Source organism: Mycobacterium sp. NGS67, from assembly GCF_059812185.1.
The window spans coordinates 1-13977 of record NZ_JCALCF010000037.1; the positions used below are offsets into that span (position 1 = coordinate 1).

At 62.5% G+C, this 13977-nt stretch carries 8 protein-coding genes and 3 pseudogenes; 3 read left to right on the forward strand and 8 right to left on the reverse strand.

Annotated features, from left to right (window positions below):
- The 5 genes and pseudogenes from AC5Y4D_RS24085 to AC5Y4D_RS24105 form a co-directional block, all read right to left on the reverse strand.
- Positions 1–524 (reverse strand): annotated as a pseudogene (locus tag AC5Y4D_RS24085) (DUF3427 domain-containing protein); the annotation flags it as partial.
- Positions 525–1028: 504 nt separating this feature from the next.
- Positions 1029–3434, reverse strand: coding sequence for a DUF4268 domain-containing protein (locus tag AC5Y4D_RS24090; protein WP_500038392.1), 2406 nt, complete (start codon positions 3432–3434; stop codon positions 1029–1031).
- A gap of 310 nt (positions 3435–3744) precedes the next feature.
- The gene (locus AC5Y4D_RS24095) at positions 3745–4197 is read right to left on the reverse strand and encodes a VOC family protein (protein ID WP_500038393.1); all 453 of its coding nucleotides are present in this window, start codon (positions 4195–4197) and stop codon (positions 3745–3747) included.
- Entirely contained in the window at positions 4197–5357 is a 1161-nt protein-coding gene (locus tag AC5Y4D_RS24100; protein WP_500038394.1) for a M24 family metallopeptidase, read from the reverse strand. Before AC5Y4D_RS24100 ends, AC5Y4D_RS24095 begins: the two co-directional genes overlap by 1 nt.
- Positions 5354–6598, reverse strand: a complete 1245-nt coding sequence (locus tag AC5Y4D_RS24105; protein WP_500038395.1) for a M24 family metallopeptidase — start codon at positions 6596–6598, stop codon at positions 5354–5356. Before AC5Y4D_RS24105 ends, AC5Y4D_RS24100 begins: the two co-directional genes overlap by 4 nt.
- A gap of 54 nt (positions 6599–6652) precedes the next feature.
- Here AC5Y4D_RS24105 and AC5Y4D_RS24110 point away from each other — a divergent pair.
- Positions 6653–6937: pseudogene (locus AC5Y4D_RS24110) on the forward strand (cytochrome P450); the annotation flags it as partial.
- A gap of 74 nt (positions 6938–7011) precedes the next feature.
- Here AC5Y4D_RS24110 and AC5Y4D_RS24115 read toward each other — a convergent pair.
- Entirely contained in the window at positions 7012–8385 is a 1374-nt protein-coding gene (locus AC5Y4D_RS24115) for a WS/DGAT/MGAT family O-acyltransferase (RefSeq protein WP_499990432.1), read from the reverse strand.
- Between the two features lie 103 nt (positions 8386–8488).
- Between AC5Y4D_RS24115 and AC5Y4D_RS24120 the strand changes: the two are divergent.
- Positions 8489–9854 (forward strand): annotated as a pseudogene (locus tag AC5Y4D_RS24120) (FAD-binding oxidoreductase).
- A gap of 108 nt (positions 9855–9962) precedes the next feature.
- Positions 9963–13202: a DEAD/DEAH box helicase gene (locus AC5Y4D_RS24125; protein ID WP_500038396.1), complete on the forward strand. Its 3240-nt coding sequence runs from the start codon at positions 9963–9965 to the stop codon at positions 13200–13202.
- 25 nt (positions 13203–13227) lie between these two features.
- Here AC5Y4D_RS24125 and AC5Y4D_RS24130 read toward each other — a convergent pair whose 3' ends face one another.
- Both AC5Y4D_RS24130 and AC5Y4D_RS24135 read right to left on the reverse strand, forming a co-directional pair.
- Positions 13228–13704 carry a type II toxin-antitoxin system VapC family toxin gene (locus AC5Y4D_RS24130; protein WP_500038397.1) on the reverse strand — a complete coding sequence of 159 codons (477 nt, stop codon included), beginning with the start codon at positions 13702–13704 and terminating at the stop codon, positions 13228–13230.
- Entirely contained in the window at positions 13610–13840 is a 231-nt protein-coding gene (locus tag AC5Y4D_RS24135) for a FitA-like ribbon-helix-helix domain-containing protein (protein WP_500038398.1), read from the reverse strand. Before AC5Y4D_RS24135 ends, AC5Y4D_RS24130 begins: the two co-directional genes overlap by 95 nt.
- Positions 13841–13977 lie beyond the last annotated feature (137 nt).

The window sequence follows — 13977 nt, forward strand, 5'->3', positions numbered from 1 at the left end:
ATCACACGCAACGGGATATCGCGTTGGCGCAGTTCGTTCAGTTGGTCCTCAAGTAAACGGAGACCTTGCCATTTGATGAAAGCGCAAAGCAGATCGACCTGGTCGGCGCTTGCGAGTTCGGCACGAAGTTCCGCGGCCAAGGTCGGTTCGTTACGTGCATTCGTCATGAGTGCAGCGTCCGAAAACGGAGTAGCTGGCCGCGGCAAACGAGTACTACCCAGAGCACTCGACTCCGCTACCTCGTCGAGCCGCATAATCTTGCCGGGCTCGACCTGACGCAGCGCCTCCTCCTCAACTTCTGCGTCGGGCAGGACCTCCAAGATTCGTCGAACAATTTCGACGCGGTCCTCAGCAGTGCGCGCTCTTTGCATGGCGCGCGCGACGATCGGCACAAGGTGACGCGCGATGGTCAGCGCCTGCTCCGCATCGTCGACAAAGCCGTACTTGGCAACAAGATCTTCCCGCCGATTTAGCTCGTCTTCGAGCTGAACCGTGAGCAACGATTCGTAGATCCCCGGGTACACGAATCGGACGTTAGCGGACTGCCACGACATCGCGGGTGCAGGTCGATGATCCAGCACTGCTCTAGGTCTTGCTTCAACTAGTTGCGCGGGCAAGGAGGGTCGGCTCGCGGGCTGTGCAGATGAGGCGACCTAGTACTTGGGACGTCTATTAGCCAAAGGCTTCGTTGCCTGCCACCGGACTTGACGCCGGAACCTCATGCAGGAGAATCTATTTTTGCTCAATATTCAGCGTCACTGCGATTCTCGGGTTTCGGAGTCCGCCAGACGATGCGCTTCGAATTGGCACTCAGCCCCGACAACTACCAGAAGAACTCAACCCTTTGCCGCCGTCCTATCGCGGCGGTTGCATTAGTATGCCGGCGTGCATGCCATTCTAATGGCTCGGTCTCACGGCTGCCTAATGCAAACTGCCTGGAACTATGCAGCGTATGTAGGCGTGGCATTAAGAAAATACGGCTTGTAGCGTCACCGTGCCGGGCCATTTAGTTACATAACATAACGACGCTAGACCTCGCCCAGCGCCTCTAAACCTCCGACCGCTCGAATTGCTCGTTTGAACCGCATATGTCGGTCGATTAGCCAACCCATCATCGCTGGCCATTGATCGCGGTCATCGATGCTTCGGAAGTGCGACACTACATACACCCGGGTGTCCTTCTTGCCCGGCATCTCGTCCCACTTGGCACTCTCGCCCAGTTCCTGCTCGAACTGGTCCTTATTTCCCCGCAAGGCATTGAGGCGAGCGAGGTTGACCGCGGGGTCGGGACGTGTGAAGGCAAGCTCAAGACGCAAGCCGTCGCGCTTAAAGACCGAACAAAGGATGGCCCCTGTCGTGCCGGCGGGTAGGCAGGAATTGCTGGCAGTTCTTGAGGGTCCCGCTCGTCCTGTCCACTCGGGGTGCTCGGTGGCCACTCGGTCACGAAACTGCTTCCAGAAGTCCCAGTACAGCTGGGACTTCACATCCATTGGATCTGCGGTAATGACATCGCGGCTGATCGCAACCGTTGGTTGCGAAGATAAGTTCTGGCTAGCAGACTCGCCCGTAGCTGCGGTAGGGGGATCCGATGCGGGTCTATTAGCCGTCACGATAGACGGCGGCGCAGGCCAAAGTTGCGTGATCAGATCGACCAGTAGTTTACCGCGTTCATCGATCGCGTGTTCGTCGAAGTGCTCCGGATAGTCGTGGACAACACTGGTGTTGAGTTTGAGCAAGCTGTGCTGTACCAGGCTGCGCCGCTTGTCTTTTGGCTTTTCGGGCGCATGCCAGGGCAGGTTCGAGAGGCTCGAGTTGAGAGGACCTGCGGTCAGGGTCAGGTTGCCAAGCTTGTGAAGATGTGCAATTCGCCACGCGGTTGGGTCATCCTGGGAGGCGTCGAGCGCCCAGTACGATTCCCACGCCTGCGGAATGAGATGCTCAAGCGTGAGCTTGCTTGGGGCCGCAAGCCCTTGTTCGGCCTTATTGTCGACGTTGCGTAGATGCTCTTCGATTCGCCAGAGCACCATTACCAATCGGTCTTGGCGACGCTGACCATACACGTCCTTGTTGCGCAGGGCCGCGTGAAGGTCGTCATCGCGCGGCCATCGGTTTGCTGGGGCGGTCTCCGAGGCCAGCCGGCTCTGGAGGACAGTGTCCGCATGGGTTATGTCCTTCTTAATCTCGCCGACCAAAGCGGCCGCTAGCCGGTTGTAATTCTTAGTAGTCCAGCCGCAGAGCATTCTTCGTACAAGGAAACTCTCGAGTATCGCGTAGGCATGCGCGCGCCGCTCGGCAGATAACTGGTCAGAGCGCAATAGCAGCAGCGCAATTGGCATCAAGGTCGTGGTGTCGAGCAGTTCAAGCAGCTCGACGAACCGACGTTCGGGACTGCCCGCCTCAGCCGATTGGAACTGTCGTAGGGTGGCCGCGTCGCGGGCGAGTGTGGGAATGAGGTCGGCCATCGGCGGGCACGTCGCAGGCTGGAGAATACGCTTGCGGAACATGTCGAAGAGTTCAGTCGATGGCACGGGTTCAGCCAGTTCGGCTACGAGCCAATACTGCAGGAACATGTCGCCATTCTTCGTGAAAAGACGTCCAGCTCGCCGATCTTCGCGCCAATAATCACGATCGAGTTCCGGTGCCCAATGAGCGTTATAGAGTCCGTCGGTGTCAACCTGTTCACGAGCTGCCTCAAGAAAAACTGCGTTCTTCAGCAGATCTAACGCGATAAGTGGCGTGCCACGACCGTTGAGTGTCTCAAAGATGACCTGCGGACTGTCACCATCTTCCAACCGAATTGACACCAGCTTCAACAAGTCGCTGAGGCTAACGCGTAGCGCCGCGAAGTGTTTACTCGGAGACAAGTCCGATTCCTCATCGATGTCCTCGGACACCCACGCTTGAATCTGTTGACAGAAAAATTCGTAGGCCTCTTTAACTTCGTTGCCCGAGCTTCTCCCTAGTCCATCCGGCGCCCCGTCCGATTCCATCACTGTCGCGAATGCAGCGCGGTTCGCATTTGTGGGCCAAACCTTGAAACGTTCCTCATCCTTTGCCAGAAGAGGATCGTTCACGGTTAGCCGCCGCATCAACTTTCCTTCGTCGGGGCACCCGCTCAACTCTGCGGTTCGGGCTGCTGCAGCCAACAGCAGCTGCAGGGTTGTCAGGCGCTGCTGCCCGTCGATTACCAGAAACCGCTGTGGGGAACCTGGAGGATTCTCCTCTTGCTGAATGACAATCGCACCTAGAAAATGAACAGGTGACTTCGCGCTTGCGCCCTCAAGCAAGACGTGGTTTGCCACGGTAGCGATGTCGTCCCACAGCGGCGACCACTGCCGTTCTTCGGTCCATACGTAGGGCCGCTGATAGAGCGGGATGACATACCGTACGTCCAGCTGAAACAACTGGGTCAGTGTCCTTGTCTCTGCCTGCATCAGCCGTAGGTTACCCAGGATGAATCAGTCTCTATCGAGCGCATAGCCTAAGCACCGTTGATAGCTGCACCCGCAGGCGCAGAAAGTGAAGCGCCTTCCTGCACGCCTCGGCGCTGAGGTCAGTCACTCTTCATCTCCGCGCATAATTATCTGCCCGCAGGGCCCAGTCATAAGCGTGCCCTGTCGCCGACCGACGCACATCTCGGTCGCTGATTCCGCGCATTTGCCGCGAACGCGCAAATATCTGTCGGCTCCATCTCCGCTCGGCTGACATAAGCTTGCTAAGACCTCAGTGATTTCAACTCGTGCGCTATGGCCGCGCCGGCAGCACCCCCAACCACCCATCCCCCAGCACCTCCAACAACTGCCCATCCGGATCCTGCACCATCGCCATTCCCTCCCCGACGGACCCCTCCACAACGGTTCCTCCAAACGAAGCAACCCGACCCAACACCGCAGGCAGATCCGACACCGAGAACGAAAGATGAGACAGCCCAACCTGATCCATCGTCCGCTCCGACCCGGCGTGCACCTCACGCGCCGAATAATCGATCAACTCCAACACGAACGAACCGAGCACGAGATACGTCGCGTGCGTCCCTAACGGTTCGGGCAACCCGATGAGCTGAGATGTCCGATCGTCCGGCGGTTCGATCTCCCACCAGAATTGAAACCCGAGTACCTCCTCGTAGAAGCGCCGGGACGCAGCACGGTCCCGAACAACGAGACCGACGTGGTTGAAAACGACTGGCTGCGAACCCATTACAACCTCCCGTACCGCGACAGAACCTGAGGGCCGCCAGCCGAAATCAGTACGGTCGCCCGTTCCAGACAGCCCCCCACCCCAGGCTGCGTCACCCAGGACTGCACGCTCAACACCATCCCCTCCTCCAAGACCGAATCCCGTCCGCGCCCCAGCCCGATCACCGGCGGCTCGGCTCCCAGCCCCAGCCCGTGTGCCAGCAACACACCAGGGGTTCCGAACCCGAGCCGTTCCCAAGCCCGATATAGCGAGGCACCGGTAGCACCCGGGCGGCACGCCGCCACCAACGCATCCAATCCCGATCCGCAAGAGGAAGACAGCGCGGCAGCACGAACCGACCGCGACCCGCCGACCATCCGCGTACACGCCAGCCCCGCCTCGTATCCCGCATACCGGGCCGAAGGCGCCAGCACCACCAACTCCCCTTCCCGCACCGGACGATCCGAAGCCAGGAAGCGAAAAGGGACCGAACCACGCAAAGCCGTTGCGAAACAGACACTTTCAGTAGGCGCAACCGGAGCACCGAGCGACGCCACCGCAGAGTAGTAGACCCCGAGCAGCTCCCGCTCAGAAACACCGGGCTGCAAGGCGGCCTCCATTGCCCCCAGAGCGGATTCCGAAATAGCCGCCGCCACTTCCAGACACGTGATTTCTTCCGCTGTCTTGACGCTGCGAGCGGCCTCCAGCACCGGGCCGGCGTCCAGGAAATCCGACATGCCGGCCATCCCGGCGAGCAACACGAACGATGCCGTCATCCCGTCGGTGCCGATCCGCCGCGCCTCCCGAAGCCCCGGAATCGACATCAGCGACTCCATCACCTTCATCGGATTCCAGCTCAACGGATACAGATCCTCACGAGCGATCTCCGGCGGCACCCCCTCATCCCACGAACGCAGCAGATGCACGTGCCCAGAAGACCTGACCACAACAGCCAGCGGCGCGAACGGCAGCACCCCGGCCCGCCCTAGCCACCGGGCCCCTGACACGTAGTGCACGTTGCCCGAACGACCCAGAATCAGCGCGTCCAGATCATGAGTCTCCATGCCCGCCAGAATCTTCAACCGCCGCTCACCACGTAGCCAGCCGAAGTCGATCCGCGCGCCATCTTCGAGGCTGGAAACCCCCAGACGCACCCCGGGGTCACGCGGCACCGGACTCATGGAACACTTCCGAAGGGAGCATAGTCGGGACCGGAAAGCTTCACCCAGCCCCGATCCGTCACGGCCACAATATCTTCCGCCCGATATCCGCTGGCACCGTCTTCCCAGATCACCGGCTCCAGCACCAGCACCATGCCTGGCTGCAGACTCAGTTGCGCATCGAACTCGTCCCCGAGATCGGTTCCGATCAAGGGCATTTCGGCACTATCGACACCCACCCCGTGCGCCAGATAAAAGTGCGAGATCCACGGCCGCGCTCCGCCGTTGGCCGCCACAGCCGCCCGACAAAGCTCCAGAGCAGACACCCCCGGCGCCAATACATCCAGGCAAGCATCGATCACCGACCGCCACCGACGAAACTGCCCGCGCTGAGCGGCATTCGGTTCCCGTCCCACCACCCAGGTCCGACCGTAGTTCGACGCGTATCCCTCCCATGTGATCGCGGTGTGCGCCCAGATCACGTCGCCGTACCGAAGGAACCGGTCGGTGGTCACGGTCGGGTACGCCAGATCACCGTGGGAGGTCCAAGGACCTGAGTCCAGCGACGGGGCCATCACCTGCCAGATCGGGTCGGTCCCGCCCGCCGACCCACCCAGCTCGAAGATTCGCCGCAGGAATACCGCGCTCAGGTCGGTCTGTCGCACGCCGACGCGCAACGCCCGCAACGCATCTTCCATCGCCAGTTCGTTGAGCCGTTGCGCCTGGCGGATACAGGCGACCTCGTCCACCGTCTTGATCACCTTGACCTTGCCCATGATTCCCGATGAGTCTGCCCACGAAACACCTTGCAAGCCACGGATCATCGCGTGCGAGAAGTGGTCGATCCCCACCCGGGCGCCGGCCGAGAAATGGTCCGACAACGCCGCACTGAATTCCGAGATCCCGTCTTCCAGGTCGGGAAACAGCGGTGGATGCAGATGCACGCCGAGGGGCACTCCGTCGCCGAACATCGAGTACAGATGCGGCATCGGCTCACCCTTGACCACGATGGCCACCGCGCGGAACAGCGCCGCCCGGTCGCCGTCCATCGCCGGCGTCGCGGCACCCGTCGCATACGCCACCGCACTGGACGTCAACAGCACCAGACCGTCCAACTTCTGGGCCGCCAGCTCGGACTGCAACCGGGCATACCTCTCCCGGCGCATGCGGGCGAGATCGGGCAGCTCCGGAATGGTAATGCCGCCGATGGTCGCTCCCGCCGCCCAGTCCTCGATGACGTCCACCACCTTCAAGCCGGGCACCCAAGCGCAATAACGCAAAGATAGCCTAATAGCCGGCATGCGACCTGAAGACCGATGAGGCTTTCGATGGCACCGCGCCCTGACGCCACGGTCGACTTCGACCACCACTCAGACGATTTCAACCTCAACGAACTCAACATCAGCGCCGAGCGAAGACACAAATGCCCGGTCGCCTGCAACCGCAACTACGGCGGCGTTCGGTTCCTGTCCAGCTATCAGGCCGTCAGCCAGGCGGCACGAGCCGGCGACACCTTCGCCCACAAATACGAACCCGACTCCACAGACGGCATCGACTGCCAGGGTGATGTAAGCGTGCCACGACCCGCAGGTCAACCGGCGCGTAGCCGAAGACGACGTCCAGTACTACCTCGGCAACCCGAACATGACCGGGCTGGCCAGACTACCGGTCACCTTCACACCGCAGCCCCGCGCTTGACCCGCAGCCGCCGGCTCGCCGCGACCAGCCGGGCCACACCCTCCTCGATCCCGGCCGCCAGCGCCGACACGTCGGGCGCGGTGTCGTAGTCACCGGTGATGCCGAAGACGAAGTTGTCGGCGTAGCTGACCATCGCGACGCCGGTGCGCAATTGCAGCGCGATCGGCGGGATCGGCAACATCTCCAGCACCCGACGTCCGAGCAGCTTCTGCTCGGCCCGCGGACCGGGGACGTTGGTCGCCAACGCGACCACGGAACGTTGCGGCAGCCGACTCAGCAACCGAACCATCCACGCCGACAACGCAAACGGCACATTCCGGGCGGCCGAGAACAGGGCGTTGCCGCCCTCGCGCTGTCCGCTGCCCTTGGCCGCTGTCAATCGGTCGTGCACCAGCTCCAGCTGTGTCACCGGGTCGTCCTCGTCCACCGGCAGCAGCGGCAGCATCGCCGACACCTGGTTGTCGGTCATGTCGAAGTGATTCATGCCGCGCACCGAGACCGGCACCAGCGTGCGCAGCGAGTTGCGTGCGGGATGTTCGCCGCGGTCGAGCAGCACCCGCCGGTAGCCGTGCGTGATGGCCGCCAGCGCCACGTCGTTGAGCGTCACGTCGAACGCTTGAGCCACCTCGTGCAGATCGGACAGTCGCGCCCGCGCGGCATTGAACCGCCGCATCGCCGTGACGGGTCCGCTCAACGACGTCCGCGGCGCGGAGTTGAACAGGTTGGCAGTCAGCTCGAGAGCACCCACCGCCATATGTTCGGCACTAGCAACCGCGCCGAATGCGCCGCGGGCCCAGTTCAGCGGGTTGAGGCTGGGCCGCCAGAGCCCACGCTGTTCGGGTTCCTTGGCGGCGCGGATATCGGTGGCGAACGACGCCATGTCGCCGTCGTCGCCGAATTTGGCCAGCATGCGAGTGGTGGCGATGCCGTCGGCGATGCAATGGTGCAGCTTGGTCAGCACGGCCCACCGGTCTTCGCGCAGACCCTCGATGACGAAGCAGTCCCACAGCGGACGGTCGCGGTCCAGCCGGTGCCCCATCACACTGGCGATCACCTCGAACAGTTCCTCGTCGCCGCCGGGCTGCGGCAACGCCACGTGATGCAGGTGCCGGGAGATGTCGAAATGCGGATCGTCCACCCACTCGGGCGAACCGAGGTCGAGTGAATGTGTATGCAGCACTTGGGAGCAACGCGGAATGCTCTGCGCCCGCTCGGAAAAGGCGGCGACGAATTCGTCGAAGCTCGGTGCGGGTCCTTCCATGATCGACACACCGCCGATCGCCAGACTGACGTGTGGATCGGAGTCTTCGACTTCGAGGAAAGCTGCATCCAAGGCTGACAATCGCTCCATGCGGCTCACTATTCGCCGCGAAGGCCGGTGGGGTCAGGGCCGGAAGTCCTCAACCAGATGGGCCGATTGGACGATAGATTGACCTGCTGTGGGTGACATTGCGATGCGTTTGGCGCAGATCGTCGGCGACCACAACTTGCTGACCGGCGACGCGATTCCCGAGGACTACTCGCACGACGAGGAATTGTCGCTACCGCCGATCAAGCCTTTGTATGTCGCGAAGCCGGCCACCGCCGACGAAGTCGCCGAACTACTGAAAATCGCGGCCGAGCACAAGGTCCCGGTGACGGCCCGCGGGTCCGGGTCCGGTCTGTCCGGCGCCGCACGCCCGCACCCCGACGGCTTGGTGATCTCGTTCGAGCGGATGAACAAGGTCCTGGAGATCGACACCACCAACCAGGTCGCCGTCGTCCAGCCCGGGGTCACGCTGACCGACCTGGACGCCGCCACCGAGGGAACCGGTCTGCGCTACATGGTGTACCCGGGTGAGTTGTCGTCGAGCGTCGGCGGCAACGTCGGCACCAACGCCGGCGGGATGCGGGCGGTCAAGTACGGGGTCGCCCGGCACAACATCCTCGGGCTGCAGGCAGTGTTGCCGACGGGTGAGATCATCCGCACCGGCGGCAAGATCGCCAAGGTGTCCACCGGCTACGACTTGACCCAGCTCATTGTCGGCTCCGAGGGCACGCTGGCGCTGGCAACCGAGGTGATCGTCAAACTGCATCCGAAGCTCGACCACAGCGCCACCGTGCTCGCTCCTTTCGCCGATCTCGCCCAGGTGATGACGGCGGTGCCTGCCGTGTTGGCTGGTGGATTGGCGCCCTACATTCTCGAATACATCGACAACATGACGATGGCCGCGATCATCCATACTCAGAACCTCGAGCTGGGCATACCCGACCAGATCCGCGACAGTTGTCAGGCGTATCTGGTTGTGGCACTGGAGAACCGGACGCCGGATCGGTTGGACGAGGATGTGCAGCGGACGGGTGAACTGCTTGCCGATTTGGGCGCGGTCGACGCCTATGTGCTCGACGGCGGTGCGGCGCGCCGGTTGATCGAGGCGCGTGAAAGGGCGTTCTGGACGGCCAAGACGATCGGTGCCGACGACATCGTCGACACCGTTGTGCCGCGCGGTGCCATGCCCGAGTTCCTCTCTGTTGCACGCGATCTCGCGGCCGCCACCGGTGCCGCGGTGGCCGGGTGCGGGCATGCCGGGGACGGCAATGTGCATCTGGCGATACTGTGCCAGGACGGTGCGAAGCGAAAGCAGCTGATGACCGACATCTTCGCGCTGGCAATGCAATTGGGTGGTGCGATCTCCGGTGAGCACGGGCTGGGCCGCGCCAAGACGCCCTACTTTGTGAAGCTCGAAGATCCGGCCAAGGTCGCGCTGTTGCGGCGTATCAAAGAGAGCTTCGACCCGGCTGGGATCCTGAACCCGGGGGGTTGTGTTCGGAAACGAATAACATCGCCACATCGCAGGCCAAAACCTCTTCAACCTCATCTGCACCATTTCCGGCTGTCACGCGGCATGCCTCGACCTACTTGTCAGACCGTGTCGTTACCGTGCGGGCATGCAGTCACGGAAGTATCCCTCGATCGACCTTGCCAGCGCGCTCAAGCTGGTTGGCGAGCCTGCCTACGCCCGCGGGCAGGCCTATGCAAATGAGGGTCGGGTGCTGAATTGCGCGTGGGACCCAGAGCTGCAGAACCTTGCCGGAAGTGTGCGAGGTAGCCAGGGCCGCACCTACGCAACCTTGATGCAGCTTCGGCCGCGAGACGCCGATATCTGGGGCGTCCAATACGGGTTCTGCAGTTGCCCCGTACACCGGTCCTGTAAGCACGTCGCAGCACTCGCCATCGCCGTAGCGGAGGCTGCAATGCCAGGTGCCCACCGTACGAACCAGGCGGCGTGGCAACACTCACTGGATGCACTGCTGCCCGCGGTTTCGACAGACGCCAACACCGGGACGCCGCTGGCGATCGAGCTGACCCTGACGGCGAACGGGTCGTGGCGGACCCTGGACGCACGACTCGTTCGCCAGGGAAAGCGCGGCCGCTGGGTGGCCGGGGATCTGAGCTGGGCAAGGCTGCACGTGCTAGGCGGCTTCGGCTATTCCGACACTCAGGTAGGGGTGTTGCGACAGCTCTATGCGACCTATCGATCGTCGATCTCGCATTCCGCTGGCTATTACAGCTATTCGTACAGAAGCTATGTCCACAGCGACGCGAAGTCAATCTCGCTGTCGCACTTCGGATCACCGCAGCTGTGGCCGCTGCTGGACGAGGCACGCCAAGCCGGGGTGCGGCTGATCCAGGGTGGGACTCAACAGGATGTACCGGTGTCCGCGAATGCGCTGATGTGCTTGGACGTCACGGTCGGCGAGACGGGCGATCTCGCCGTCGAACCTGTGCTTCGGGTCGGCGGCGTCACGGGGCAGCCGCTGGCGTTCATCGGCTCGTCTGGTCATGGCGTGGTATACGACGACAACGGATTGTGTCTTGCCCGGCTGGATAAGCCGGCACCGGAAGCGTTGCAGCGCATGGCACTCGGTGCTGAAGCCCTGATAGTTCCCGCCGACCAGGGACCGCGCTTCGCCGCAGACTACTACCCGAGATTGCGCCAGATCACCACGGTGATGTCATCGGACGAGTCGTTCATACTGCCGGAGATCATTGGGCCGACGCTGGTCCTGCGCGCCGACTACCAGCCTGAGCATGAGCTCGAACTGACCTGGGAGTGGTTATACCGGATAAGCGACAACGACTTTCGCGTGCCGATCGGCGCATCCGAACACCTGGGTTATCGCGATCTGGAAGCGGAGAACATGCTCGCCTGCAGCATCGAAGCTCCGGTGGAGCAAGTGGGGCTGCGCACCGCCGAAGGAACGCTGATCACCGGCGTGAGGTTGTCCGGCCTCGAAACCATGCGGTTCGCCACCGAAATTCAACCGTTGCTGGCCGAGCTACCCGACGTCGCGCTGGAGATGTTCGGCGACCAGGTGGATTACCGAGAGGCGAGCGGCTCCCTGGTCATCGCGGTGACGACGGACGCGACGTCCGGTGAGACGGACTGGTTCGACCTTGGTGTCACGATCAGCATCGAAGGAAAACAGGTTTCGTTTGCGAGCGTGTTCACCGCGCTCGCGTCGGGGCAGTCGCACCTCCTGCTTCCCGGCGGTGCCTACTTCGCGCTGGACAAACCGGAGCTGGTGAAGCTGCGCGAGCTCATCGAAGAGGCCCGTGCACTCACCGACGCCGAGGACGGACCACCCCGGATCAGCCGATTCCAGGTCGGGTTGTTCGACGAACTCGCCGAGCTCGGAGTCGTGTCGCGCCAGGCCGACGAGTGGCGCCGTCAGACCGAGGGGCTGCGCGCGCTGAACGGCCTGAGACCAGTGATGGTGCCAAGCAGCCTGCACGCCGCGCTCAGGCCGTATCAAGCCGATGGGTTCGCCTGGTTGGCGACTTTGTATGCACATGGTCTCGGTGGGATCCTCGCCGATGACATGGGTCTGGGCAAGACCATCCAGTCGCTGGCGTTGATTTGTCATGTCCGTCAACAGATTCCGCACATGGCGCCGTTTCTGGTGGTAGCGCCGGCCAGTGTGGTCGCGAACTGGGCGACCGAGGCAGCGCGGTTCGCGCCCGACCTGACCGTGGTGCCTGTCTCTGACACGCTGCGCCGCTCCGGTGCCGACCTCGAAGAACTGGCGGCCGGCGCCCACATTGTGGTCACCTCTTACACGCTATTTCGACTGGACTTCGACGCCTACGCCAAGACGGCCTGGTCCGGCCTGATTTTGGACGAGGCCCAATTCGTGAAGAACCGTCACGCCAAGACCTACCAGTGTGCTCGCAAGTTGACCGCGCCGTTCAAGCTGGCGATCACCGGAACTCCGCTGGAGAACAACCTCATGGAGCTGTGGTCGCTGCTGTCGATCACCGCTCCTGGACTGTTCCCCAACCCGACGACATTCGCCGACTTCTTTGCCAAGCCGATCGAGAAGACCGGGGACCCAGAGCTGTTGGCTCTGTTCCGTCGTCGCATCAAACCTCTGGTCAAACGCCGAAACAAGGAGCTCGTGGCTGCCGAGCTGCCGGCAAAACAAGAGCAGATCCTGCACGTCGAGCTGCCGCCCCGGCACCGCGCCCTTTACAACAAACGACTGCAACGAGAGCGGCAGAAGGTGCTTGGCCTGCTCGATGACATGCAGCACAACCGATTCACCATCCTCAAGTCGTTGACCGTGTTGCGACAGATGGCCCTGCATCCCGGGCTGGTCGACCCGGCTCAAGAGGGGCTGGCCAGCGCGAAGATCGAACTGCTGACCGAGCAGCTGCGCGACGTCACCGAAGGTGGCCACCGGGCACTCGTCTTCAGTCAGTTCACCCGGTTTCTGGCCATGGTCCGCGATCGCCTTGACGCTGAGGGGATCAACTACCGCTATTTGGACGGGCGAACACGCAACCGTGCAGCAGTGGTGCAGCAGTTCAAGGACGGAGACGTACCGGTTTTCCTGATCAGCCTGAAGGCCGGCGGGTGCGGGCTGAACCTCACCGAGGCCGACTACTGCTTTCTGCTCGACCCGTGGTGGAATCCGGCCACCGAGGCCCAGGCAATCGACCGCACCCATCGCATCGGTCAGACCCGTAACGTCATGGCGTACCGCCTCATTGCCCACGACACCATCGAGGACAAGGTGGTCGCCCTCAACGCCCGTAAAGCCAAACTTTTCGCCAGCGTGATCGACGACGGTAACGCGTTCGGCTCCGCGCTTACCGCCGACGACATCCGCGGATTGCTCGCGTAAGCCGCGCCCGACTGGGTTGAGCGCCTCAACCGACTACAACCTCGACCGCACAGCGCATTCCGGAAGCACGTGACAGGCGGGCATCACCAGTAACCAGTAGTGCATCCAACTGCTCGGCCAGCGCAACGTACGCAGCGTCGTAGGGTGTAACGACGTGTCGCAGTTCCCAGATGCGCGGCAGCAACGGCTGATGAGTGGAACGACGCAGCGGCAAATCCGCCAGGTCTGCGACCGCAGCGGAAGCCCGCCGCGCGGTCATCAGTTTGGCGCCGACGTGCCGACGCCATACCGAAACCACCTCGAGGTCAACGAGTTCGGGGGCGAATATTGATTCGCCCACTATCCGGTGCCGGCAGCGCAAGCCGTCATCCCCGTCGTCGCCCAGCGCTACAGCCAAAACACTGGCATCAACGACGATCACGGTCGGCCCGGATGTGCTCCACGGCGGCCTTGACCGATACCCGTCCACCACTGTGCTTGGCCACCCGGTCAAAAACCTCATCCAGCGTGGGGCGACTCGCCTCGTCGATCAAGCGAGTCAAAAGATATTCCTGAAGCGACTGATGTGCACGCGCCGCGCGTTCACGCAGGACTCGGTGAGTGCTTTCCGGGACGTCTTTGATCTGCACGCTGGGCATGGCGCCATTTTGGCGCTACTGACGCCATAACGCAAGTCACCACAAACCCTGTTGTCGCTGAGAGGCGGGCATTCGAGAAAACGCTCTCCGCCAGTGACTGCAGTGACGGATGCGACACCCGGTGCTAGGGCCCAAAA

What these genes read in the sequence shown, in the direction of transcription:
- AC5Y4D_RS24090 (WP_500038392.1), bottom strand. Translation starts at nt 3,434, where the DNA reads ATGCAGGCAGAGACAAGGACACTGACCCAGTTGTTTCAGCTGGACGTA.
- AC5Y4D_RS24095 (WP_500038393.1), bottom strand. Translation starts at nt 4,197, where the DNA reads ATGGGTTCGCAGCCAGTCGTTTTCAACCACGTCGGTCTCGTTGTTCGG.
- AC5Y4D_RS24100 (WP_500038394.1), bottom strand. Translation starts at nt 5,357, where the DNA reads ATGAGTCCGGTGCCGCGTGACCCCGGGGTGCGTCTGGGGGTTTCCAGC.
- AC5Y4D_RS24115 (WP_499990432.1), bottom strand. Translation starts at nt 8,385, where the DNA reads ATGGAGCGATTGTCAGCCTTGGATGCAGCTTTCCTCGAAGTCGAAGAC.
- AC5Y4D_RS24125 (WP_500038396.1), top strand. Translation starts at nt 9,963, where the DNA reads ATGCAGTCACGGAAGTATCCCTCGATCGACCTTGCCAGCGCGCTCAAG.
- AC5Y4D_RS24130 (WP_500038397.1), bottom strand. Translation starts at nt 13,704, where the DNA reads ATGAGGTTTTTGACCGGGTGGCCAAGCACAGTGGTGGACGGGTATCGG.
- AC5Y4D_RS24135 (WP_500038398.1), bottom strand. Translation starts at nt 13,840, where the DNA reads ATGCCCAGCGTGCAGATCAAAGACGTCCCGGAAAGCACTCACCGAGTC.